Annotated in this window: 23 protein-coding genes and 1 tRNA gene; 15 read left to right on the top strand and 9 right to left on the bottom strand. The window is 66.3% G+C overall.

Annotation, left to right across the window (positions count from 1 at the left end; genetic code table 11):
* Window positions 1-183 precede the first annotated feature (183 nt).
* From ACWW1C_RS16495 to ACWW1C_RS16475, 5 genes are read left to right on the top strand one after another with little or no spacing between them, the layout of a single operon-like run.
* The gene (locus ACWW1C_RS16495; RefSeq protein WP_455979383.1) at window positions 184-1,098 is read left to right on the top strand and encodes an ABC transporter substrate-binding protein; all 915 of its coding nucleotides are present in this window, start codon (window positions 184-186) and stop codon (window positions 1,096-1,098) included.
* Window position 1,099: 1 nt separating this feature from the next.
* A complete protein-coding gene (locus tag ACWW1C_RS16490) occupies window positions 1,100-2,035 on the top strand; it encodes an amino acid ABC transporter permease (RefSeq protein WP_455979382.1) in 936 nt (311 codons plus the stop codon).
* Between the two features lie 5 nt (window positions 2,036-2,040).
* On the top strand, window positions 2,041-2,793 hold the full coding sequence (locus tag ACWW1C_RS16485) for an amino acid ABC transporter ATP-binding protein (protein WP_455984316.1): 753 nt from the start codon (window positions 2,041-2,043) through the stop codon (window positions 2,791-2,793).
* Complete coding sequence (macS, locus tag ACWW1C_RS16480) at window positions 2,793-3,953, top strand: MacS family sensor histidine kinase (RefSeq protein WP_455979381.1); 1,161 nt, start codon at window positions 2,793-2,795, stop codon at window positions 3,951-3,953. The genes ACWW1C_RS16485 and macS overlap by 1 nt, the downstream gene beginning before the upstream one ends.
* Window positions 3,946-4,593, top strand: a complete 648-nt coding sequence (locus tag ACWW1C_RS16475; RefSeq protein ID WP_455979380.1) for a response regulator — start codon at window positions 3,946-3,948, stop codon at window positions 4,591-4,593. The genes macS and ACWW1C_RS16475 overlap by 8 nt, the downstream gene beginning before the upstream one ends.
* Here the strand turns inward: ACWW1C_RS16475 and ACWW1C_RS16470 are convergent.
* Window positions 4,566-5,930 (bottom strand): adenylate/guanylate cyclase domain-containing protein, encoded by a 1,365-nt coding sequence (locus ACWW1C_RS16470; RefSeq protein ID WP_455979379.1) that lies wholly within the window; start codon window positions 5,928-5,930, stop codon window positions 4,566-4,568. The genes ACWW1C_RS16475 and ACWW1C_RS16470 overlap by 28 nt on opposite strands.
* 530 nt (window positions 5,931-6,460) lie before the next feature.
* Between ACWW1C_RS16470 and ACWW1C_RS16465 the strand changes: the two genes are divergently transcribed.
* Complete coding sequence (locus ACWW1C_RS16465) at window positions 6,461-8,470, top strand: cellulase family glycosylhydrolase (protein WP_455979378.1); 2,010 nt, start codon at window positions 6,461-6,463, stop codon at window positions 8,468-8,470.
* A 76-nt stretch (window positions 8,471-8,546) separates the two neighbouring features.
* Here ACWW1C_RS16465 and ACWW1C_RS16460 read toward each other — a convergent pair whose 3' ends face one another.
* The 3 genes from ACWW1C_RS16460 to ACWW1C_RS16450 all read right to left on the bottom strand — a co-directional run bounded on the left by ACWW1C_RS16460 (window position 8,547) and on the right by ACWW1C_RS16450 (window position 9,461).
* A complete protein-coding gene (locus ACWW1C_RS16460) occupies window positions 8,547-9,083 on the bottom strand; it encodes a hypothetical protein (RefSeq protein ID WP_455979377.1) in 537 nt (178 codons plus the stop codon).
* Window positions 9,084-9,088: 5 nt separating this feature from the next.
* Window positions 9,089-9,361, bottom strand: coding sequence for a hypothetical protein (locus ACWW1C_RS16455; RefSeq protein ID WP_455979376.1), 273 nt, complete (start codon window positions 9,359-9,361; stop codon window positions 9,089-9,091).
* A gap of 23 nt (window positions 9,362-9,384) precedes the next feature.
* A tRNA-Leu gene (locus tag ACWW1C_RS16450) sits at window positions 9,385-9,461 on the bottom strand.
* 98 nt (window positions 9,462-9,559) lie between these two features.
* On the opposite strand from ACWW1C_RS16450, the gene ACWW1C_RS16445 reads away from it, so the two are divergent.
* From ACWW1C_RS16445 to ACWW1C_RS16420, 6 genes are all read left to right on the top strand, one after another.
* Window positions 9,560-10,192: an ANTAR domain-containing response regulator gene (locus tag ACWW1C_RS16445; protein WP_455979375.1), complete on the top strand. Its 633-nt coding sequence runs from the start codon at window positions 9,560-9,562 to the stop codon at window positions 10,190-10,192.
* A 207-nt stretch (window positions 10,193-10,399) separates the two neighbouring features.
* On the top strand, window positions 10,400-11,614 hold the full coding sequence (locus ACWW1C_RS16440) for a branched-chain amino acid ABC transporter substrate-binding protein (protein WP_455979374.1): 1,215 nt from the start codon (window positions 10,400-10,402) through the stop codon (window positions 11,612-11,614).
* Between the two features lie 93 nt (window positions 11,615-11,707).
* Window positions 11,708-12,745 carry a branched-chain amino acid ABC transporter permease gene (locus ACWW1C_RS16435; RefSeq protein WP_455979373.1) on the top strand — a complete coding sequence of 346 codons (1,038 nt, stop codon included), beginning with the start codon at window positions 11,708-11,710 and terminating at the stop codon, window positions 12,743-12,745.
* Window positions 12,742-13,935: a branched-chain amino acid ABC transporter permease gene (locus ACWW1C_RS16430; protein ID WP_455979372.1), complete on the top strand. Its 1,194-nt coding sequence runs from the start codon at window positions 12,742-12,744 to the stop codon at window positions 13,933-13,935. The genes ACWW1C_RS16435 and ACWW1C_RS16430 overlap by 4 nt, the downstream gene beginning before the upstream one ends.
* On the top strand, window positions 13,932-14,777 hold the full coding sequence (locus ACWW1C_RS16425) for an ABC transporter ATP-binding protein (RefSeq protein WP_455979371.1): 846 nt from the start codon (window positions 13,932-13,934) through the stop codon (window positions 14,775-14,777). The genes ACWW1C_RS16430 and ACWW1C_RS16425 overlap by 4 nt, the downstream gene beginning before the upstream one ends.
* Window positions 14,764-15,519, top strand: coding sequence for an ABC transporter ATP-binding protein (locus ACWW1C_RS16420; RefSeq protein ID WP_455979370.1), 756 nt, complete (start codon window positions 14,764-14,766; stop codon window positions 15,517-15,519). The genes ACWW1C_RS16425 and ACWW1C_RS16420 overlap by 14 nt, the downstream gene beginning before the upstream one ends.
* Window positions 15,520-15,579: 60 nt before the next feature.
* Here ACWW1C_RS16420 and ACWW1C_RS16415 read toward each other — a convergent pair whose 3' ends face one another.
* The 4 genes from ACWW1C_RS16415 to ACWW1C_RS16400 all read right to left on the bottom strand — a co-directional run bounded on the left by ACWW1C_RS16415 (window position 15,580) and on the right by ACWW1C_RS16400 (window position 18,037).
* Window positions 15,580-16,083: an O-acetyl-ADP-ribose deacetylase gene (locus ACWW1C_RS16415; RefSeq protein ID WP_455979369.1), complete on the bottom strand. Its 504-nt coding sequence runs from the start codon at window positions 16,081-16,083 to the stop codon at window positions 15,580-15,582.
* 16 nt (window positions 16,084-16,099) lie between these two features.
* Window positions 16,100-16,321, bottom strand: coding sequence for a DUF167 domain-containing protein (locus tag ACWW1C_RS16410; protein ID WP_455984315.1), 222 nt, complete (start codon window positions 16,319-16,321; stop codon window positions 16,100-16,102).
* A gap of 76 nt (window positions 16,322-16,397) precedes the next feature.
* Window positions 16,398-17,600, bottom strand: a complete 1,203-nt coding sequence (locus tag ACWW1C_RS16405; protein WP_455979368.1) for a lipid-transfer protein — start codon at window positions 17,598-17,600, stop codon at window positions 16,398-16,400.
* Entirely contained in the window at window positions 17,597-18,037 is a 441-nt protein-coding gene (locus ACWW1C_RS16400) for a Zn-ribbon domain-containing OB-fold protein (protein WP_455984314.1), read from the bottom strand. The genes ACWW1C_RS16405 and ACWW1C_RS16400 overlap by 4 nt, the downstream gene beginning before the upstream one ends.
* A 118-nt stretch (window positions 18,038-18,155) precedes the next feature.
* On the opposite strand from ACWW1C_RS16400, the gene ACWW1C_RS16395 reads away from it, so the two are divergent.
* Window positions 18,156-18,722, top strand: coding sequence for a TetR/AcrR family transcriptional regulator (locus ACWW1C_RS16395; RefSeq protein WP_455979367.1), 567 nt, complete (start codon window positions 18,156-18,158; stop codon window positions 18,720-18,722).
* Window positions 18,719-20,158 carry an FAD-dependent monooxygenase gene (locus ACWW1C_RS16390; RefSeq protein WP_455979366.1) on the top strand — a complete coding sequence of 480 codons (1,440 nt, stop codon included), beginning with the start codon at window positions 18,719-18,721 and terminating at the stop codon, window positions 20,156-20,158. The genes ACWW1C_RS16395 and ACWW1C_RS16390 overlap by 4 nt, the downstream gene beginning before the upstream one ends.
* On the opposite strand, the gene ACWW1C_RS16385 is transcribed toward ACWW1C_RS16390, so the two are convergent.
* Window positions 20,153-21,292, bottom strand: coding sequence for an FAD-dependent monooxygenase (locus ACWW1C_RS16385; protein ID WP_455979365.1), 1,140 nt, complete (start codon window positions 21,290-21,292; stop codon window positions 20,153-20,155). The genes ACWW1C_RS16390 and ACWW1C_RS16385 overlap by 6 nt on opposite strands.
* A 70-nt stretch (window positions 21,293-21,362) precedes the next feature.
* Between ACWW1C_RS16385 and ACWW1C_RS16380 the strand changes: the two genes are divergently transcribed.
* Window positions 21,363-22,250, top strand: a complete 888-nt coding sequence (locus ACWW1C_RS16380) for a LysR substrate-binding domain-containing protein (protein ID WP_455979364.1) — start codon at window positions 21,363-21,365, stop codon at window positions 22,248-22,250.
* Window positions 22,251-22,264: the final 14 nt, after the last annotated feature.

The following is a 22,264-nucleotide window of genomic DNA, read 5'->3' as shown; positions in this document are numbered from 1 at the left end:
CGGGTTCGGACATCACTGTTTTTCGTTGGTTCCAGAGGTGGACAACTGACGATTGGGCTGCTTGTGGACCACGGTGCCGATAAGGTGCTCCCAACGCGGGCGCTCCGATGCGCGGTGGCGCTGCGGCATGGCAGGCGTGGTCGGGACAGAGTGAAGCACTAAGAAAGAGGCAACGTGTCAGGTGTGAGTCAGTCCGTTCGGGGCACGACGTGGCGCATTGCGGTGGTGGTGGCTGCCAGCAGCGCGGTGGCGCTGTCGGGCTGCACGAAGAACACCGAATCCGCATCGCCCGCGTCCAGTTCGTCGGCGGCTCCCGCCGCCAAGGTCGAGTCGATCGCCAACACGGTGCCCGAGGCCATCAAATCCAGCGGCAAGCTGATCGTCGGCGTGAACATCCCGTACGCGCCCAACGAGTACAAGGATCCGAGCACCGGCAAGGTCGTCGGATTCGACGTCGACCTGATGAACGCCATCGCCCAGACGCTCGGTCTGACGGTCGACTACCGCGAGGAGTCCGACTTCTCCAAGATCATCCCGGCGATCCAGGCCGGCACCTACAACGTGGGGATGTCGTCCTTCACCGACAGCAAGCAGCGTGAGCAGCAGGTCGATTTCGTGACCTACTTCTCGGCAGGCAGCCTGTGGGCGCAGCGCGCGGGCGGCCAGATCGACCCGAACAATGCCTGTGGCAAGAAGGTCGCCGTCGAATCGACCACGGTGCAGGACACCGAAGAACTGCCCGCCAAGACCAAGGCCTGCACCGACGCCGGCAAGCCGCCGATCGATGTGGTGAAGTTCGACAACCAGGACCAGGCCGCGAACGCCGTCGTCGTGGGCCAGGCTGACGCCATGTCCGCCGATTCGCCCGTGACGCTGTGGGCCATCAAGCAGACAGGCGGCAAGCTCGTGCAGGCGGGTGAGGTGTTCGACTCGTCGCCGTACGGCTGGCCGGTGAAGAAGGGTTCGCCGCTGGCCCAGTCGTTGTTGCAGGCGCTGCAGCACCTCATCGACAACGGCACCTACAAGCAGATCGCTTCCAGCTGGGGTGTGCAGGCCGGGATGATCGACAAGCCGGTCGTCAACGGGGCCACCAGCTGACGTGATCAAAGCTGAGTCGGCGGCAGACCCGCACGGTCCAGCTGCCATCGACGCGGTACCGCTGCGACATCCGTGGCGGTGGGTGGGGGCCATTGCGATCCTCGTCATCGCCGGCCTGTTCGTCTACGGCGCCGCGACCAATCCCGCGTACGGCTGGCAGACCTACCTCAAGTACCTGCTCGACGAGCGGGTGGCCGAGGCGGCGTGGAACACGGTGCAGCTCACTGTCTACGCGATGGCGATCGGCTTGGTGCTCGGTGTCCTCCTGGCGGTGATGCGGCTCTCGCCCAACCCGGTGTTCCGCGCGGTCGCGTGGGGCTATCTGTGGATTTTCCGGGGCACCCCGGTGTACGTGCAGCTGGTGTTCTGGGGCCTGTTCCCGTCGATCTACCAGAGCATCCAGATCGGCGTGCCGTTCGGCCCGTCGCTCTTTCACATCCAGTTGCAGGGACTTTCGCTGGCCTTCGAGATGGCCTTCATCGGCCTGGGTCTCAACGAAGCCGCCTACATGGCCGAAATCATCCGTGCCGGAATCATTTCCGTCCCGGAGGGGCAGACCGAGGCGTCGGTCGCGCTGGGCATGTCGTGGTCGATGACCATGCGGCGCACCGTCCTTCCCCAGGCGATGCGCGTCATCGTGCCGCCCACCGGCAACGAGCTCATCAGCATGCTCAAAACCACGTCGCTGGTCACAGCGGTGCCGTACACCCTCGAGCTCTACACGCGCACGCGCGACATCTCGGCGGTCATCTTCCAGCCCATCCCGCTGCTGCTGGTGGCCGCCACCTGGTACCTGGTCATCACCAGCTTGCTGATGGTCGGACAGTTCTACCTGGAGCGGTACTTCTCCCGCGGCGCTTCCCGCAAGTTGACCTCCAAACAGCTTGAGGCCCTTGCCCTCGCGCAGCTAGGTGAGCACGGAGGGGTGCCCGCATGACGCCCATGGTGCGCGCCGAGCAGGTGTGCAAGAGCTTCGGTGCCCTGGATGTGCTGAAGGGTGTCTCACTGGAAGTCGAGCGGGGACAGGTCCTCGTGCTCGTCGGCCCGTCCGGCTCCGGCAAGTCGACATTCCTGCGCTGTATCAACCACCTCGAGCAGGTCAGCGCCGGGCGGTTGTACGTCGACGAGGAGCTGGTCGGTTACCGCGAGCGGGGCGGCAAGCTGCACGAACTCCCGCCCAAGGACGCCGCCCGCCAGCGCCGTGACGTCGGCATGGTCTTCCAGCATTTCAATCTGTTCCCGCACCGGACCGCACTGGAGAACATCGTCGAGGCGCCGGTCCACGTCAAGGGTGTCAAGCGCGATGCGGCGGTGCGCCGTGCGCGCGATCTGCTCGATCAGGTCGGGTTGTCCAGCAAGGCCGACGCGTATCCGGCTCAGCTGTCCGGCGGCCAGCAGCAGCGGGTCGCCATCGCCCGCGCGTTGGCGATGGAACCCAAGCTGATGCTGTTCGACGAACCGACCTCGGCGCTCGACCCGGAACTCGTCGGCGACGTCCTCGCGGTCATGAAGAATCTTGCCCAGCAGGGCATGACGATGGTCGTCGTCACCCACGAGATGGGTTTCGCCCGCGAGGTCGCCGACCAGCTGGTGTTCATGGACGGCGGCGTGGTGGTCGAGCGCGGCATCCCTCGTGAGGTGATGGCCGACCCGAAACATGAACGCACGAAGGCATTCCTGTCCAAAGTGATGTAGTGGCTGTGGACCAAGCTGCAGAACCGGACTCAGCACCGGACCCGGCCGCCCCGCTGTGGCGGGCGGCGCAGGGCTTCCGGTTGCTCAGCTGCCTGTACGCATTGGGCTTTCAGCTCGCGGTGAATGACGATCTGCGGCACCCCGGCGTGACGTGGGTACTGTTCGGGGTCCTCATGGCCTGGAGCCTGGCGTGTGCGGTGGCCTATCTGAGAGGCTTCGGCCGGCGGAAGTCCTGGGTGCTGGCCGAGGTACTGGTTGTCGTCCTGCTGGTGTTGTCGACCGAACTGGTGGCGTCCCCGGCGTGGATCGCCGGCAACCAATCGTGGCCGACGACGTTGTGGGCCACCAACGCGACGTTGTCGGCGGCCATCCAGCTGGGCCCGGTGGCCGGCATGGGCGTCGGCCTACTGGTGACGGCGGCAGGCGCGGTGCTCAAGGGGTACTTCGACCCCAATCTGGGGCGACAGGCGACACTCGTCATCGAGTTGGCAGCGGGCCTCGCGGTCGGGATGGCCGCGCAGACCGCCCGCCGGGCCCACGCGGAGTTGCAGCGCGCGATCCGATTGGCGGCGGCGACCGCCGAGCGCGAACGGCTGTCGCGGCAGGTGCACGACGGCGCCATCCAGGTGCTGGCGCTGGTGGCTCGTAAGGGACGGGAAATCGGCGGCGAGACAACGGAACTCGCACAGCTGGCCGGCGAGCAGGAACGGGCGTTGCGCCGGCTGGTCAGTTCCGGCCTGGACGAGACGACGGGTGGTCTGGTCGACGTCGGGGAGATGCTCCGCGCCCGTGCGGGTGATCGCGTCGCGGTGAGTGTGCCGCCGGATCCGGTGCTGCTCGATGCCGCTGTCGCGGGCGAACTCGATGCCGCGGTCGCCAACGTGCTGGGCAACACGGCCGCGCACGCCGGCCCAGAGGCCCGGGCCTTCGTTCTTGTCGAAGACCTGGGGGAGCAGGTCGTGGTGAGCATCCGCGACGATGGGGTGGGGATCGCCGACGGACGGTTGGCGCAGGCTGCGGCGGAGGGGCATATGGGCGTGACGAAATCCATTGTGGGACGGATGGAATCACTCGGTGGTGGGGCCGAGCTGACGACATCGCCGGGAGCGGGCACGGAGTGGGAGCTGACAGTGCCGAGGACGGCGGCCGCAGATGTCTGAGCCGCAGCTGACGGTCATGGTGGTCGATGACCACCCGATCTGGCGGGACGCCGTCGCCCGTGATCTCGAAGACTCCGGCTTCACCGTGGTGGCCACCGCCGACGGCGTCGCCGCCGCGGGGCGTCGGGCCGCGGTGGTCAAGCCCCAGGTGGTGGTGATGGACATGCGGCTGTCCGACGGCAGCGGTGTCGAGGCGACCATCCAGGTGCTTGCGGTGTCGCCGGCCAGCCGGGTGCTGGTGCTGTCGGCGTCCGACGAGCGCGACGACGTGCTGGAGGCCGTGAAGGCCGGTGCCACCGGGTATCTGGTCAAGAGCGCGTCAAAGGCGGAGCTGGCCGACGCGGTGCGCGCGACCGGCGACGGACGTGCGGTGTTCACCCCGGGGCTGGCCGGGCTGGTGCTGGGGGAGCACCGGCGCATGGCCAAGGCGCCGGGCGCGGATCCGGCCGCGGGCCTGACAGAGCGGGAGACCGAGATCCTCCGCTACGTGGCAAAAGGGTTGACCGCCAAGCAGATCGCCGAACGGCTGACCTTGAGCCACCGCACCGTCGAGAACCACGTGCAGGCGACGTTCCGCAAGCTGCAGGTCGCCAATCGGGTGGAAGCAGCGCGCTACGCGATCGAGCACGGCCTGGACTGAGCGCCGTCGGCCCGTGACGAGCCGGCCGCGGACAGCCGCCCGACGAGGTACCAGGTGTGCATCAGCCCCTTGCCCTTGACGTCGATCTCGCCGCGCTCCTCGAATTCGTAGGCATGCTGGAGGCGTTCATATACGTTGTGCGGCACCTGGATTCGTCCGGCGACGTCGGTGCTCTCCATGCGGGACGCCACGTTGACGGCGTCGCCCCACACGTCGTAGAAGAACTTGCGGGACCCCACCACACCGGCGACCACCGGCCCCGCGGCGATACCGATGCGGACCGGGACGGGGCGTCCCTTGGGATCGGTCAGTTCGCGGACTTCATCGGCGAAGTCCAGGGCCAGGCAGGCCAGTGCCTCGAGGTGATCGGCGCGGCCGTGCGGTATGCCGCTGACCACCATGTAGGAGTCACCGCTCGTCTTGACCTTCTCCAAGCCGTGCCGGTCGACCAGCGCGTCCAGGCCGGTGTACAGGGTGTCCAGGAACTGGACCAGATCGGCGGGAGCGGTGTCGCTGGCGCGTTGGGTGTATCCGGCGATATCGGCGAAAAGAACTGAGGCATCATCGAATTTGTCGGCGATCACCGTGTGCGCCGGATCCTTGAGTCGCTGCGCGATGGACTCCGGGAGAATGTTGGCCAGCAGCGTCTCTGACCGGAGATACTCGGCCTGGATGGCGCGTTGGGCGATGGCGTTCTCGCGCAGGACGGACCAGACGGTCGCCATCACGATCAGACAGCCGGATACCGCCGTGATGACGAACGACACCCGGCTTTCCAGCTCGGTCTGTGCGCCGGTGTGTGCCGGCACCGTGAATTCCAGAATGGTCGCGGTGACGATGCCGACCGCGGCGACGACGGCGGCGAATGCGAGGTGTTCCAGCCCCACGATGAGCAGCGTGATTGCGCCTGCCACAGCGAAATACAGCAGGATGCCGGAACCGGTGCCGATATCGATGGTCACGACGGTGACCGAGGTGTAGGCGATGAGGACGAACGCCGCTGGGGCGACCAGTTCACCGAACCGGTAGAGCGTCGGGACGAGCAGGAACAGCGCTGCGCTGGCCAGGTTCACCCCGCTGATCCACATCGCATGCGGCCCGGTGGACAACGCCTGGAAGGCGAAGAAGACGCTCAGGATGGTGCCGAGCCGGCTGGTGCGGGTGAGGATGCGTCGGCTGCGGGCGACAGTCGGGCTCAGGGTGTCGGCGTCGGGGCGAAGGCACTCGCGGACCGTCGCGGTCGGCACACACACGGAACGGCGCACGGCAGCGACCAACTCTGCGCTGGCCGGGTTCGCGGTACCACCGGCGAGGCGAGCGTCGCCCATGATCGCCATGGATCTAAGGGTAGACGTGCAGGGCCGGATTTGATGGTCGCCTGCGGATACTCCGCTGACGGCGAAACCGCGGGCCGCCGTGGTCCCTCGGGTGCGGCCGTCGGGGTCGTGGCGGGACCCCGTAATGGCCAGTTGCTGTGGCCATTACGGAGGCTTCCCGGAGTGCGACATTCAACGATGTCAGGTGTTTCTTCGCCGTCACCGAAAAATGGGTACGACACCGATCAATATCAAAATTGCCAAGTATTCTACAGTTGCGTCGAATGGTGTCTTCTTGCTTCGCGGTTCGCATCTGAACTGGGTAAATGGCTGAAAAATCCTTGCTTATAGCGAATTTGCAAACCGATATTGATTAGCTGTATGAGAACATACCAAAAGTATTTAGGGTAGCTCTATATTTGCCTGAAATGCACGGCCAGATTATTTCTATGAGATTTCGGATTTGCATGTATTTCGTTGTTGTCGCGGCAGTAAATTAACTGCCACGAGTCATCGCCGAGGGGCGGCGGCAGGGCGGAAAGGGGACTGCGATGAAACGTCTGGTCCGTGCTCTCATGTTGAGGGTCGTTGTCGTATTGATGCCGTTGGCCGTCATCTGCACCTACAGCCAAGTGACGCCGGCGTCGCCCCGGTCGGTCGCGGTCGACGTCACACCCACCGCCGAGATCGACCCGAATTCGTCGAGCATCGGCATCGCCGATTCGAGCCTTTATGGACTGTCTCCGGCGGACATCGACAAGACCTTGACCCAGCTGCAGAGCATCGGTGTGCAGAACGTCCGGGTCTTCGTCCCGTGGGCGCTGATCAAGATGACGGGTCCGAATGATCTGGCGAATGACGCCAACTGGACCCTGATGAACAACGTGATGAATGCCGCTCGCGCCCACAACATGGGTGTGCTGGCGGTCATCAGCCACACGCCCCTATGGGCGGCGCCGAGCGGCACGATCCCGGGTGCAGGCGCGCCCGATCCCGCGGTCTATGCAGACTTCGTGAAGCAGGTGGCGACCCGGTATGGCGACGTCATCTCCGCGTACGAGGTCTGGAACGAGCCCAACAGCGCCAGCTTCTTCCAGCCGATGGACCCCGTCCGGTACACCGCCATCCTGAAGGCCGTCTACACCACTCTCAAGGGTGTCAACGGGACCGGAGGTGTGGACCCGACGTCCACGGTCATCGCCGGCGCGCTGGCTCCGCTGCAGGACTTCTTCGGTCTCACGTCGTCACCGCAGACCTTCCTCGCCGCGATGTATGCCGCTGGGGCCAAAGGCTTTTTCGATGCCATCTCGGTTCACCCGTACGAGTTCAACCAGGTGCTGAAGTTCTCGCAGGGCGGTGCCTTGAATCCGTTCTCGGCGCTGTACCAGGTCCAGCAGATGCGAGCGATCATGGTGCAGAACGGTGATGGTCAAAAGCTGATCTGGGCCACCGAGTATGGCTTCCAAACCGTGCTCGACAAACTCGGCGTCGTCGACCCGACCAGTAACCAGCAGCAGGCCGATTTCATCCAGGACTTCATCACCACCTGGCGGGCGCTGACCTACACCGGACCGTTGTTCATCTACACCACCCGCGACGGCGTGCCTGGTACGGACACCGGCTACGGCATCTTCCAAGCCGACTGGACGGCGAAGCTGGCCGTGAAAGTGATCTCTGACGCCATCGGTCTGCCGCCCGTCATCGTCGCGCCGATCGTGACACTGGCCGAATTGATCCAGAAGGCGGTTGCTCAGTTCCAGAAGGCATTCGCATCGTTCACGACATCACTGCAGACCGCGTTCAGCAACGCTGTCAAGGCATTCCAGAGCCTGCTGTCGGGAATCTTCAAACCGGCTGCGGCGCAACCGACTACGACCGCCGGCCTGGCACCTGCCGCCGCCTCGATCAGTGTGGATTCTCTCGCGGCCGCCAACCGGGCCGCGACCGAGCTCAAATCTCAGGTGGGCGATTCGAAGGGCACTGTCGACCACGTGAAAGCCGGCGACAAGTCGGAGTCCGACGTCAAGGCGGTCGATGCCGTCGAGCACGAAGCGGCCGGGGCAGTCGATACCGCGGCAGTCGATACGAAGGCCGTCGATACCAAGACCGTTGACACCAAGGCCGTTGATACCAAGGCTGTTGATACCAAGACCGAAGACAAGACAGAGACCCCGAAGGTCGACGAGACCACCCCCGACGTCAAGGTCGAGACCCCCAAGGTGGAGACGCCGAAGGTTGACCCGCCGAAGGTTGACACGCCCCAGGCCGAAACCCCGAAAGCCGAAACGCCGCAGACGGATTCGCCTGCGTCGACGGAGCCCAAGGTTGCCAACGAGTCCAAGAAGCCGGCCAAAGACGGCGCGGCCCAGGACAAGTCGACCGATGGCAAGGCCGGCGACAAGCCGGGCGCCAAGGTTAAGCCGGGCAAGAAGCCGGGCAAGGCGAAGAAGCCGGCCCCCGCTGCCGCCGAACCGTCGAAGCCGACGGGCCGGTCCGACAACGAGACCGGTGGTAAGACCTCGTCCACCGACGCCAAGTCACACCAGCATCAGGGCGCATAGTCCGGGTCTGGGCGGAGCCTCCCTGGCGCGTCATGCGCCGGGGAGGCGCTCACGCTGAACGGCGCAGGCCGGCAGCTCAGACCGAATAGATCGGGGCGCCGATCCCGGACATGGTGGCCCGCAGTCGGTGCGCGATATCACGGTCCAGCGCAACGAGATTCGCGGCGAAGTGCCGGATGTCAGCGGAGTGGTCGTCAGCCAGCGACTCGCGTGATTCGCGTTCCCTGGCCACAAACCGGTACCGGACTTCGTTCACCGACAGGTCTTCGGCGACGGTGAACTCGTTGGTGCGTGCTTCGTCAATTGCGTTGAGCGCCAGACGTTTGACATCGGACAGCGACGACGCCCCCGTGTGGGCGATGTTGGCGGCGGTCCGCAGAGCGTCGGCCGATCCGCGGACCTTGACCAGATCGCGCCAGGCGATGTCTTGCGCGTTCTCCGCGGCGCTGCCTTCCCACGTGGTGCCGCCGGGACGCAGGGTGCCCTGCCAGACGTCGTGGAACGAGTTCTCCCAGAGGTCGGCGGTCTTGTTCCATTCGGCAGCAGCGTCGACCAGGTGCTGGACATCCCAATCGGTGATCTGTGCGAGTGTCGGCAACTCGAGTTCGGCCATCAAGGCTATTCCGCCAATGCTGCCGAGGCGGAGCTGTCGGAGGCGGTATAAGCACGTCCGGCGGCGGTCAGGGAGGACGCAACAGACCAGATGCGTTCGGCGTGTGCGGCGGATGCCGCATCGACGCGCGACTGGATTTCGGCGACGACATCGGCGGTGGACTGGCCGTCGGGCAGCACGGCGCCACTGATGACGTGTGCCGACAGCGCTTGGGCATGCTGCTCGAGTTGACCGGCAACGGCGAACAGTCCATCCGCAGTGACTCGCAGTGCCCCCATGCGTGCAGTTTAGCGGCGAGATTTGGTGCCCTCGGTGAGATTCGAACTCACACTGCACGGGTTTTGAATCCGTTTCCTCTGCCAGTTGGGATACGAGGGCGTTTAGCGGTGCGGTGTACCACCATAGTTGATGTGATTCTGGCGGCCACGCCGCGCCCCGAGGTCGCCTCATCGGCCACCTCACGCGACAATATGGGGATGACCGGGCCAACAACTGATGACGTCACACCGCGCCGTGTTCTCGTGGCCGAGGATGAGGCGCTCATCCGGCTGGACCTGGCGGAGATGCTCCGCGAGGAGGGCTACGAGATCGTCGGCGAGGCCGGCGACGGCCAAGAGGCCGTCGAGCTCGCCGAGCAGCTGAAGCCGGATCTGGTGATCATGGACGTGAAGATGCCGCGCCGCGACGGCATCGACGCGGCGTCGGAGATCGCCGCCAAGCGCATCGCACCCATCGTTATCCTGACCGCGTTTTCGCAGCGTGAGCTGGTTGAACGGGCCCGTGATGCGGGTGCCATGGCCTACCTGGTCAAGCCGTTCTCCATCACCGACCTGGTGCCGGCCATCGAGGTCGCGGTCAGCCGCTTCGGTGAGCTGACGGCTCTGGAGAACGAAGTCCTGTCGCTGTCCGACCGGCTCGAGACCCGCAAGCTCGTCGAGCGGGCCAAAGGCATCCTGCAGACCAAGCAGGGCATGAGCGAACCCGAGGCGTTCAAGTGGATTCAGCGGGCCGCGATGGACCGCCGCACCACGATGAAACGGGTGGCCGAGGTCGTCGTCGAGACGCTGGATCCGCCGGCCGCGGAAGCGACAGAGCCGTCAGCCGACTGAGTCGCCAAGGCGCCTCCCGTTAACTCTGTGTTTCGGGCCGCAGCATTTACACAGGTCCGCCGGAGACAACGTTGGCGAGCATCGCTCAACAGCGAGTATCGCCGCGCCGTGTTGGTTACTGTCTACGCGAAGTAGCGGACGTCGGGCCCACCTGCGAAGAGTCAGGTCGACATCCGGTGCCACGTAACCATGACCCGGAGGTGAAGCGTGCGCAGTCGCGTAGCTCGGAATGCTCTTGCAGTCGGCAGTGCCGGTCTGATCGTGTTCGGTGTGGCTGGCTGCAGCCAGTCTGATCCGAAGCAGAGCGGCGCGGCCGGCTCGAATCTCAAGATCGTCGAACAGGTGCAGATCGACGAGAACGGCGCGGAGATCAAGGCCGCCGGCGGCGCGACCCCGGCGGATCCCGCCGGTGACGGCAAGGCCACGTGCCCGCCGGTCTCCATCGCGATGGCCGGTGCGCTGAACGGCCCCGATGCCGCTCTGGGCATCAACATCAAGGACGGCGTGCAACTCGCCATCGACAAGCACAACGCGGCGAACCCCGGCTGCCAGGTGACGCTCAAGACGTTCGACACCGAGGGCGACCCCCAGAAGGCGACGGGCATCGCGCCGCAGATCGTCGACGACAAGTTCACCATCGGCCTGGTCGGCCCCGCCTTCTCCGGCGAGACCAAGGCCACCGGCACGGTCTTCGACCAGGCCGGCCTGGTCGCGGCCACCGCCTCGGCCACCAACGTGACGCTGAGCGAGAACGGCTGGAAGACCTTCTTCCGCGGCCTCGCCAACGACGGTGTGCAGGGCCCGTCGGTCGCGAACTACCTGAAGAACACGCTCAAGTACAAGAAGGTCTGCGTCGTCGACGACAGCACCGACTACGGCCTGGGCCTGGCCACCGCTGTGCGTACCACGCTCGGACCGGTCGCGGATTCGGCGTGCAACATCTCGGTCAAGAAGGGCGACAAGGACTTCTCGGCCGCGGTCACACAGATCAAGGGCGCGGCGCCGGACGCGATCTTCTACAGCGGGTATTACGCCGAGGCCGCGACGTTCGCGCAGCAGCTCAAGGACGGCGGCGTGACCGCGACGTTCGCCAGCGCCGACGGCACGAAGGACCCCGAGTTCGTCAAGCAGGGCGGCGAGGCCACCAAGGGCGCCATCCTGTCCTGCCCGTGCGGCCCGGCGAGCAAGCAGTTCGCCGAGGAGTACACCAAGAAGTTCGGCCAGGAGCCCGGCACCTACAGCACCGAGGGCTACGACCTGGGCACCATCCTGGTCAAGGGCATCGACTCCGGCGCCGTCACCCGGCCCGCACTACTGGACTTCGTGACCAAGTACGAAGGTCAGGGCGTGGCGCGCAAGTACCAGTGGAACAACAAGGGTGAGCTGACCACCAACCTGATCTGGATCTACAAGGTCCAGTAGGAACCTGCAGGCGACGACGCGTCCGGACCCAGTGCCGGGCGCGTCGTCGTTCCTGGACTGTCACCACCGCGATAACCGAGGAGCCGCCACCCGATGACATCCGACTGCGTCGGCCAATACGTGTGCACCGCGGCCAACATCAATTTCAACGTCGACAACCTGGTGAACGGGTTCTGGCAGTTGACGATTGACGGGCTGTCGTGGGGCGCCATCTATGCCCTCGTCGCGGTCGGCTACACGCTGGTGTTCGGTGTGCTGCGACTGATCAACTTCGCGCACTCCGAGATCTTCATGCTCGGGATGTTCGGCGCGTACTTCGCGCTGGAGATCATCCTCGGTTTCAAGCCGAGCGGTAATGCCTACAACCTCGGCATCGGGTTGACGGTCGTCTATCTGGGCGTGGCGGCTCTCGTCGCGATGCTCGTGTCGGGCGCCGCCGCCGTCGGACTGGAGGTCGTGGCGTACCGGCCGTTGCGCCGCCGCAACGCGCGCGGGCTGACGTTCCTCATCACCGCGATCGGCATGTCGTTTGTCCTGCAGGAGTTCGTGCACTTCGTACTGCCGAAGATTCTCAAAGGATTTGGTGGCAGTAACGCCCAACAGCCCATCATCCTGGTGCAGCCCAAGACGCAGTTCACGCTGTTCAGTGCGAACATCTCGAACGTCACCATCGTCATCGTGGTGGCCGCGATCGTGCTGGCACTGCTGACCGATATCGCGCTGGGCCGCACCAAGTTCGGCCGTGGCATCCGTGCCGTCGCGCAGGACCCGACGACCGCCACCCTCATGGGCGTGTCCCGGGAGCGCATCATCATGACGACGTTCCTCATCGGCGGCCTGCTGGCGGGCGCCGCCGCGCTGCTCTACACCCTGAAGGTGCCGCAGGGCATCATCTACTCGGGCGGATTCCTGTTGGGCATCAAGGCATTCTCGGCCGCGGTGCTCGGCGGCATCGGCAACCTGCGGGGCGCGCTGCTCGGTGGGCTGATCCTCGGCATCATGGAGAACTACGGCCAGGCGTTCTTCGGCACCCAATGGCGCGACGTGGTGGCATTCGTCCTCCTCGTGCTGGTGCTGCTGATCCGTCCTACCGGGATACTCGGTGAAAGTCTCGGGAAGGCACGAGCATGAGCGCTCAGCATCGAAACGATGGCCGTGCCAGGTACCTGCTGGCACCCGGTGACCAGATCCGGCAATGGTGGGATCAACAGTCGAGGCCGGCGAAATGGTGCTTCGGCGTCTTCGTGTTCATTCTGGTGGCGTACCTGCCGCTGCACACCCCGTCGTTCCTCAACACGCCCGGCATCAGCTTCGGTGGCACCATGGCGCAGTTCGCCATGGTGGCGATCATCGCGATCGGCCTCAATGTCGTTGTGGGCCAAGCTGGATTGCTCGATCTCGGTTATGTCGGGTTCTACGCCGTCGGCGCCTACACCGTCGCGCTGCTAACCAGTCCCGACAGCCCCTGGAACCAGGTCGGGGTCAACGGATTCCTCGACAAGGACTGGGCCTGGCTGGCGTGCGTGCCACTTGCCATGGCGGTCACCGCCATGGCGGGCCTGGTGCTGGGTATCCCGACGCTGCGCCTGCGCGGCGACTACCTCGCCATCGTCACGCTGGGATTCGGCGAGATCATCCGGCTCCTGGCCGACAACCTCTCCGACCTCACCAACGGTGCCCGCGGCCTCAATCAGATCGCCTATCCGCGCGTGGGGGAAAACGCGGCCCTGCCCAACGGCGTGTTCTCCAGCGGTAACTCGGCCGGTCAGGCCAACTACGGCACCTGGTGGTTCTGGCTCGGCCTGGCGCTCATGGTCGGCATCCTGCTGCTCGTCGGCAACCTGGAACGCAGCCGCGTCGGGCGCGCGTGGGTCGCCATCCGCGAGGACGAGGACGCCGCGGAAGTCATGGGCGTCAACACTTTCAAGTTCAAGCTGTGGGCATTCGTCATCGGCGCGGGCATCGGCGGCCTGTCCGGCGCGCTCTATGCCGGCCAGGTTCAGTACGTCGCGCCGCCCACCTTCAACATCATCAACTCGATGCTGTTCCTCTGCGCGGTGGTCCTCGGTGGGCAGGGCAACAAGCTCGGCGTGATCCTCGGTGCGTTCATCATCGTCTACCTGCCGAACCGGCTGCTCGGGGTGCATGTGCTCGGCATCAACCTCGGTGACCTCAAGTACCTGTTCTTCGGCCTTGCTCTGGTGGTGCTGATGATCTTCCGGCCGCAGGGCCTGTTCCCGGTACGCCAGCAGTTGCTGGCGTACGGGAAGTCGGCGCGCCGGCTGCTGCGCAATGCCGACGAATCGAAGGCGGCGGCATGAGCGACACGGTCGAGCCGGCGCCCGACGAGGAGCTCGCCGCCCTGCACCGTGACGTGCAGGTCGCCGAGGGTGAGAAGCTCTTGGCGACAACCGATCTCACCGTCAAGTTCGGTGGGCTCACCGCGCTCGACTCGGTGACGTTCGACATCCGGCGCGGCGAGATTCTCGGTCTCATCGGGCCCAACGGCGCCGGCAAGACCACGTGCTTCAACGCGATCACCGGCGTGTACCGGCCGTCATCCGGCTCGGTGACGTTCGACGGCGCCCCGCTCGGCAAGATCAAGCGCCACGAGATCACCCGGCGCGGCATCGCACGCACCTTCCAGAACATCCGGCTGTGGGGCGAGATGACGGCGCTGGAGAACGTCGTCGTCGGCACTGATGCCCGGCACAAGACGTCGGTCCCCGGCGCGCTGCTGCGCACCACGCGGCACCGCCGCGAGGAACGCGACGCCATCGAACGTGCCGCTGCGCTACTGCAATTCGTCGGGATCGCACACCGCGGCGAGGAGAAGGCGCGGAACCTGTCCTACGGTGACCAGCGCCGTCTGGAGATCGCCCGGGCCCTGGCCACCGAACCGAAACTGCTGTGCCTGGACGAGCCCGCGGCCGGCTTCAACCCGAGCGAGAAGTCCGCGCTCATCGAACTGATCCAGGCCATCCGGGACGACGGCTACACCGTGCTGCTGATCGAACACGACATGCGGTTGGTCATGGGCGTCACCGACCGGATCGTGGTGCTGGAGTTCGGGCGCAAGATCGCCGAGGGCCTGCCGGCCGAGATTCGCGAGGACCCGAAGGTCATCGCCGCTTACCTGGGGGTGCCCGATGACCAGCTCTGAATCCGCCGATCTCGACCCGCGGCCGGTGCTGCTGGAGGTCCGCGACGTCGTCGTCCACTACGGCAGGATTGAAGCGCTGCACGGTGTTTCGCTCGTCGTGCGGGAAGGTGAACTGGTCACCCTGCTCGGCTCGAACGGCGCGGGAAAGACCACCATGATGCGGGCCATCTCGGGGTTGCGGCACCTGACGTCGGGGTCGGTGTGGTTCGACGGTCAGGACGTCTCCAAGGTCAAGCCGCACCAACGGGTGACTCGGGGGCTCATCCAGGCCCCCGAAGGCCGCGGCGTCTTCCCTGGGATGTCGGTGCTCGAGAACCTGGAAATGGGCTGCTACGGAAGAAAATTCGAGTCCAAGCACGACCACGACGAGCGTCTCGACTGGGTGCTGACGACCTTCCCACGGCTGGCCGAACGCCGCAGCCAGGTCGGTGGCACCCTGTCCGGTGGCGAGCAGCAGATGCTGGCGATCGGCCGCGCGCTGATGGCGCGGCCCAAAGTGCTGCTGCTGGACGAGCCGTCGATGGGTCTGGCACCCATGGTCATCTCGCAGATCTTCCGGATCATCTCCGAGATCAACACTCAGGGCACCACGGTGCTGCTGGTGGAGCAGAACGCGCAGCAGGCACTGAGTCGTTCGGATCGGGCTTACATCCTGGAGACCGGCGCCGTCACCCGCAGTGGCAATGCGCCTGATCTGCTGAAGGACGACAGCATCCGAGCCGCGTACCTCGGTGTCGCCTGAGCCGTCTTCCGGCGAATATGAGCTTGTGTTCGAAGAACCTGTGAAATTTCGGACGTCAGCTCATGTCCGGCGCAACTGAGCGTCGATCCGGTTGTGGATGTCGTCGTCGAAGGCCACCAAGCGGATGTCGTCGACTTCTATGGAGGCCGATGAAATCGTTTCGGCGGCAATCATGATCGCATCGTGCAACGGCCACCCGTAGATACCCGCGCTGATCAACGGGAAGGCCACGCTTCGCGCACCGAGCTCGGCCGCGACTTCGAGGGAACGTCGGTAGCAGGACTGCAGCAGCTCCGGATCGCGTTGGCCCGCCCGGTAATTCGGTCCGACGGTGTGGATCACCCAGCGGGCCGGCAGCTCCCCGGCGGTCGTCCAGCCGGCATCGCCGGTCGCCAGGCCGTGCGGGAAGCGCTCGATGCAGTCCTGGAGAACTGCCGGTCCGCCCGCCCGGTGGATGGCGCCGTCGACACCGCCGCCGCCACGCATCGCGTTGTTGGCGGCGTTGACGATCGCGTCGACGTCCTGTTGCGTGATGTCGCCGAGGACGGCGGTGATGCGTGGCATGACTGCAGTATCCGCGCTATTCGTCGATCCGGAACCGCTTGATCCGCGCCGCCGCGCCGGACACCAACTCGACCCGTGACTTCGGCACCTCGAAATGCTCGGCCAGCACGCGGATCACGGCGGTGTTGGCCTTGCCGTCGACCGCCTGTTCGCGGACGTACACGACCAGCGTGCCGTCGTCGTCGGTCTCGACCAGCGGCCCCCTGCGACTGCCCGGCTTGACCCGGACCGAAATCATCACCGGCCCAGCGTGCAGAAAATCCCGGGGAATCGGAAATTCCCCGGGATTTTCTTCACGTTCAGCGGCTCGGAAACTAGCGCGCGACGATCACCGACGACCCGTGACCGAACAGGCCCTGGTTCGCGGTCACGCCCACCCGGGCGCCTTCGACCTGGCGGCCGGTGGCCTGACCCTTGAGCTGCCAGGTGAGCTCACACACCTGCGCGATGGCCTGGGCCGGGATGGCTTCACCGAAGCAGGCGAGACCGCCCGACGCGTTGACCGGGACCCGGCCACCGATGGTGGTGGCGCCGGAGCGCAGCAGCTGCTCGCCTTCACCCTTGGCGCACAGGCCCAGGTGTTCGTACCAGTCCAGCTCGAGCGCGGTCGACAGGTCGTAGACCTCGGCCAGGCTGACGTCGTCGGGGCCGATGCCGGCCTCGGCGTACGCGGCATCGAGGATCTGATCCTTGAACACCCGGTCCGGTCCGGCGATGGCCGCGGTGGAATCGGTTGCGATGTCCGGCAATTCGGGCAGGTGTTGCGGGTATTGCGGCGTGACGGTGCTGATCGCGCGGACCGACGGCACACCCTCCAGTGAGCCGAGGTGCTTGCGTGCGAAGTCCGCGCTGGCCACGATCAGCGCGGCGGCGCCGTCCGAGGTGGCGCAGATGTCCAGCTGCCGCAGCGGGTCGGACACGACGGGGCTGGCCAGCACGTCCTCGACCGAGGCTTCCTTGTGATACCGGGCATTCGGGTTGTTCAGGCCGTGCTTGGAGTTCTTCACCTTGATCTGGGCGAAGTCCTCAGAGGTGGCGCCGTAGAGGTCCATGCGGCGACGGGCCAGCAGCGCGAAGTACACGGGGTTCATCGCGCCGAGCAGGTGGAAGCGCTGCCAGTCGGGGTCGTTCTTGCGCTCGCCGCCGACGGGAGCGAAGGCACCCTTCGGTGTGGTGTCGGCGCCGATGACCAGTGCGACGTCGCAGAAGCCGGCCAGGATGTGGGCGCGGGCGCTCTGCAGCGCCTGCGAACCCGATGCGCAGGCCGCGTATGACGACGACACCGGCACGCCGTTCCAGCCCAGCTTCTGGGCGAACGTCGAGCCGGCGATGAAGCCGGGATAGCCGTTGCGGATGGTGTCGGCACCGGCGACCAGCTGAATCTGCCGCCAGTCCAGTCCGGCCTCGGCCAGCGCGGCGCGCGCGGCGACGACGCCGTATTCGGTGAAGTCACGACCCCATTTGCCCCACGGGTGCATACCCGCACCCAGGATGTAGAGAGGTTCCGGAGTGCTCATCGCGCAATCTCCCAGGCGTAGGTGGTGCGCTCGACACCGTCATCGTCGGTGTACAGCGGCATGGTGGTCAGTTCCATCTCCATACCGACCTTGAGGTCCGCGGCGAGCGTGTCCTCGACGACCTTGCCCAGCACGATGAGGCCCTCGGCCTCCAGCTGGACGGCGGCGATGGCGAACGGCTCGAACGGATCGGCCGCCGGGTACGGCGCCGGCGGGGGATAGCGGTTCTCGGTGTAGCTCCACACCGTGCCGCGGCGCGACAATGCGACGGGCTCAAGCACGTCACTGTCGCAAGCCGGGCTGGGGCAGTTGTTGGCGCGGGGCGGGAAAACGTATGTCCCGCACTGTGGGCACTTGGCCCCGATCAGGTGTGGTGCACCGTTTTCGTCGGTGTCCCACCAACCTTCGATTGCCGGCTGACTCCCGGCGTCCGTCACTCCTGGCACCAGCTCAGCGTAGCTGCCGACAGGCGAGAAACTGAAACGTGTTGCAGTTTCTTCCCGGCAGCCGGGAAAACCCGTTGAAGTGTACGAAACGGTTTCGTACACTTCGGTCATGGTTCGAGGAATGCGCCGAGAACAGGCGGTGCTGACTGCTGCAGCTGAATTGCTGGTCGAGCGGGGCTACGCGGCGTTGACCATCGATGCCGTGGCTGTGCGGGCGGGCGCCAGCAAGGCGACCATCTATCGCCGCTGGCCGAACAAGGCTCAGCTCGTCCGCGCCACGCTCGATGCCGCGGACGCCGCCCGGAACGCGTCGATGCCCGATACCGGGGCGTTGCGCAGCGACCTGTTCGCCGTGATGGACGTGGTCGCGGCGAACGTCGCCGACCCGTTGACGCGGGTCACGGCGGAACTCGCGACGCTCATGCGCCACGACGAACAACTCGCCGAGGCCATCCGTCAGCATCTGGACAAAGAGGAGCTCTCGCCGTTCCATGACGCGCTCCATCGCGCCATCGCGCGGGGCGACGTCGCCGCGGATGCCGATGTCGAGCTGATCCACGACGTGGCCGAGGCGGTGATCCTGCGGCAGGTCCACCTGGACCTGCCCGTCGACGCGGCGTTCAGTGCGCGGCTCATCGACGACGTACTGATGCCCCTGTTGGGCGGTGGCCGGTGACCGTTGTGATCGCCGGCGCAGGTCCCACTGGACTGACGCTCGCGATCGAGCTGGCGCGCCGCGGCGTGCCCTGTCGAGTGCTGGACCGGGCGCAGACGTTGTTCCCCGGATCGCGTGGGAAGGGACTGCAACCGCGCACCCTCGAAGTGTTCGACGACCTGGGCGTCATCGGTGCGGTGCTGGCAGCCGGCGAGGCGTTTCCACCCATGCGGCTGTACCGCGCCGCAGAGGTGGTCTGGACAAAGCCGATCTACGAGCTCTTGGGCCTGCCCGAACTCACGGCCACTCCAGCGGTGCCGTATCCCTTCACCTGGCTGATCCCGCAATGGCGCACCGACCAGATCCTCGCGGCACGGTTCGTCGAACTCGGGGGCGTCATCGAATTCGACACCGCGGTAACGAGTTTCATTCAGGACCACGACGGTGTCACGGTGCAGACCGATCGGGGGCAGATTCGCGCCGACTTCCTCGTCGGTGCCGACGGGGGTCGTAGCACCGTGCGCAAGGTGTCCGGCGTCGAGTTTCTCGGTGGCGCGCTGACCGAGGAACGCATCGTCGTCGGCGACGTGCGGGCCACTGGACTCGACGGTCGCTGCTGCCACCTGCTGACCCGTGACGGCGACCGGTCCAAGCGGTTCTCGCTGTGGAACCTGCCCGGCACCGAGCACTTCCAGCTGGTGGTGACCATGGCGCCGGGTGAGGACCCGCCCGTACTGACGCTTGCCGCGATGCAGGAACTGCTCGAACGGCGCTCGGGCCGGACTGATGTGGTGCTGTCGGATCTGCGCTGGATTTCGGAGTACAGCGTGAATCTGCTGATGGCGCAACAGTTTCGGATGGGTCGGGTGCTGCTGGCCGGCGATGCCGCCCACGTCCATTCGCCGGCCGGGGGACAGGGCGTCAACACCGGCGTGCAGGACGGGTACAACCTCGGCTGGAAACTGGCCGCCGTGCTCGCGGGAGCGCCCGACGACCTGCTCGACAGCTACGCTGCCGAACGGATGCCGGTCGCGGCCAACGTACTTCAGCTCAGTGGTGCGCTGCACCATCAAGGCTTTGCCGCGGCCGGGGCGGCCCCGTCCGCCATCCATCAGCTGGATATCAATTACCGGGGTGGACCCCTTGCGGGGGAGTCGCACGGCGTGGGCGCACTGCAGGCTGGTGACCGCGCACCCGACGGTCTGCTGCCGGACGGTCGCCGGCTGTTCGACGTCTTCCGCGGGCCGCACTGGACGGTGCTCGAATTCGGCGGAGCTGCTGTTGATTTCGGCGTCCCGCGGCTGCGCCTGACGCCCGGCGCCGACTATGACGTGCCGGCCGGTTCATACGTGCTGGTCCGGCCGGACGGGCACATCGCGGCGATCACGGACCGGGCGGAGACGATCCGCGAACAGCTGCGTCGCCTCGATCCGGTTCGACCGGCCGGCACGTCATGACCGGGTGCTTTTCGCGGTCTCGGTCCGGTACTCCGTGGTGACCCGAGCCAACTCCGCCGGTGTCCGCGCCGCCCCCGCGACATGCATCTCGCGGTTGGCGGCGATGACGTCTGCGGTCTCGGCGCGCCGGGCCTGCTCGTAGCTGCGTAATCCGGCGAAGCCGTGCGTCGCCAGTTCGTCGGCGAGCACCCGGGCATCCACGATCGACTGCGATGCGCCGTTGGCCCCCACGGGGTACATCGGGTGGGCGGCGTCACCGAGCAGTGTCACCAGGCCGTCGCCCCAGTGGGGCAGAGGGTCCTTGTCGACCATGGGATAGCTGAACAGCGCCGGGCTGTGGCGGACCAGTGCATCCAGGTCGAGCCAGTCGAGATTCCAGTCGGCCACGTGCGGCAGGACATCGTCGGCGGTCGCGGGCGCGTTCCACTCGGCGTCGCCCTCCAGCGGACCGGGCTGCCCGGTCGGGACCTGGAGCACCCAGTTCACCTGACCGCCTCCGATGGGATACGAGATGAGGTCAACTCCGTTGTCGGCCTTGATGATTGCCATGGTGTGACCGTCGAGGAACGGCGTGATGTCACTGGCTCCGCGATACATCGTGATGCCGGAGCAAAGCAACGGGTCATGGCCGCGATGCAGCGCCGCGCGCACCACTGAATTGATGCCGTCGGCGCCGACCAGTGCGGCACCGGAGACCTCGCCGGCGGGGGTGTCCACGACGACGCCGTCGGCGCGCTCCCGGAATCCCGTGACTCCGCTGCCGGTGCGGACCGCGTCGGCGCCGAGGCGTGCGCGCACCGCATCGAGCAGCATCATCTGCAGTTGCCCACGGTGCACCGACAGCTGTGGGTAGGCGTCGCCCGCGGCCAGTCCGCGGGGTTCGGTGAACAGCAGCTCGCCGCGGTGGGTGTAGAAGCGGATCGAGGACGGCGCCACGGCCATGGCCGTCAACGTGTCGCCGAGGCCGAGTGCGGTGAGTTCGCGCACCGCGTGGGGCAGCAGGTTGATCCCAACTCCCAACGGCTGCAGAGCATTTGCGCGTTCGAGCACGATTGCGCGGATTCCGCGCGCGTGCAGGGTCAGGGCTGTGGTGAGCCCGCCGATACCGCCGCCGGCGATGAGTACTGGTGTCATGAGTCCAGCCTCGGCGCGGTGGAATCATAAGTCCAATATCAATGAATTCCAGAAACTATAATGATTGCTTATGGAACTTCGCCAGCTCGAGTACTTCGTCGCCGTCGCTGAGGAAGCCAACTTCACCCGCGCCGCCGAACGCATCCACGTCGCGCAGCCGGCAGTCAGCGCACAGATCGCCCGGCTGGAGCGGGAACTGGGGGAGCCGCTGTTCGACCGCGCCCGGCGGGAGGTTCGGTTGACGGCAGCGGGGCAGGCGGTGCTGCCGCATGCGCGGGCGGCCCTGGCCGCGGTGGCCGACGCGCGCACCGCGGTGGCCGAATTGACCGACCTCGTGCGCGGCTCCGTGACCATCGGCACGGTCACCGCGCACGACGTCGACATGCCGAGCCTGCTGGCCCAGTTCCACGAGGCGCACCCGCGCGTCGACATCACGCTCGGCACCGCCAACTCGGACGCGTTGATCGAGGGAATACGCACCGGGCAGTTGGACGCCGCCATCGTGTCGGTCGGCACCGAGCTGCCGTCCGGGCTTGCCGCCGTCGTCGTCACCGACCAGCCGATCGTGGCCGCGGTCGCGTTCGGCGATCCGTGGCACCGCCGACGCGCGCTCGGGTTGGCGGAGCTGGCGGGCCGCGCCGTCATCGCACTGCCCGTCGGCACCGGCATCCGGCATCAATTCGACCAAGCCTGCGCCGACGCCGGAGTGGACGTGCACGTCGCATTCGAGGCCAGCACCCCGCACGCCCTGGCCGACCTCGCGGCGCGGGGTCTGGGCGTCGCCGTGCTGCCGCAATCGATGGTCCGCTCACGCGTCGATCTGCACCTCATCAAGCTGACGCCGGCGCTGCGCGGGCGTCTGGTGTTCGCGTGGCGCGCCGGCGGGCCGATGAGCCCCGCGGCCCGTGAGTTGGTGAACATGGCGCGGCGGTTACTGGCTGTCGGTGCACCTGAATAGAGTTAGGGCCGTGA

The organism is Mycobacterium sp. HM-7, from assembly GCF_053852335.1.
Note: the sequence above shows the minus strand (reverse complement) of the source record. Positions and strands in the feature narration are given on the sequence as shown.

Coding starts and splice junctions, on each gene's coding strand:
- ACWW1C_RS16485 (WP_455984316.1), top strand. CDS start 2,041: ATGGTGCGCGCCGAGCAGGTGTGCAAGAGCTTCGGTGCCCTGGATGTG.
- ACWW1C_RS16475 (WP_455979380.1), top strand. CDS start 3,946: ATGTCTGAGCCGCAGCTGACGGTCATGGTGGTCGATGACCACCCGATC.
- ACWW1C_RS16470 (WP_455979379.1), bottom strand. CDS start 5,930: ATGGCGATCATGGGCGACGCTCGCCTCGCCGGTGGTACCGCGAACCCG.
- ACWW1C_RS16465 (WP_455979378.1), top strand. CDS start 6,461: ATGAAACGTCTGGTCCGTGCTCTCATGTTGAGGGTCGTTGTCGTATTG.
- ACWW1C_RS16460 (WP_455979377.1), bottom strand. CDS start 9,083: ATGGCCGAACTCGAGTTGCCGACACTCGCACAGATCACCGATTGGGAT.
- ACWW1C_RS16455 (WP_455979376.1), bottom strand. CDS start 9,361: ATGGGGGCACTGCGAGTCACTGCGGATGGACTGTTCGCCGTTGCCGGT.
- ACWW1C_RS16445 (WP_455979375.1), top strand. CDS start 9,560: ATGACCGGGCCAACAACTGATGACGTCACACCGCGCCGTGTTCTCGTG.
- ACWW1C_RS16435 (WP_455979373.1), top strand. CDS start 11,708: ATGACATCCGACTGCGTCGGCCAATACGTGTGCACCGCGGCCAACATC.
- ACWW1C_RS16430 (WP_455979372.1), top strand. CDS start 12,742: ATGAGCGCTCAGCATCGAAACGATGGCCGTGCCAGGTACCTGCTGGCA.
- ACWW1C_RS16425 (WP_455979371.1), top strand. CDS start 13,932: ATGAGCGACACGGTCGAGCCGGCGCCCGACGAGGAGCTCGCCGCCCTG.
- ACWW1C_RS16420 (WP_455979370.1), top strand. CDS start 14,764: ATGACCAGCTCTGAATCCGCCGATCTCGACCCGCGGCCGGTGCTGCTG.
- ACWW1C_RS16415 (WP_455979369.1), bottom strand. CDS start 16,083: ATGCCACGCATCACCGCCGTCCTCGGCGACATCACGCAACAGGACGTC.
- ACWW1C_RS16410 (WP_455984315.1), bottom strand. CDS start 16,321: ATGATTTCGGTCCGGGTCAAGCCGGGCAGTCGCAGGGGGCCGCTGGTC.
- ACWW1C_RS16405 (WP_455979368.1), bottom strand. CDS start 17,600: ATGAGCACTCCGGAACCTCTCTACATCCTGGGTGCGGGTATGCACCCG.
- ACWW1C_RS16395 (WP_455979367.1), top strand. CDS start 18,156: ATGGTTCGAGGAATGCGCCGAGAACAGGCGGTGCTGACTGCTGCAGCT.
- ACWW1C_RS16385 (WP_455979365.1), bottom strand. CDS start 21,292: ATGACACCAGTACTCATCGCCGGCGGCGGTATCGGCGGGCTCACCACA.
- ACWW1C_RS16380 (WP_455979364.1), top strand. CDS start 21,363: ATGGAACTTCGCCAGCTCGAGTACTTCGTCGCCGTCGCTGAGGAAGCC.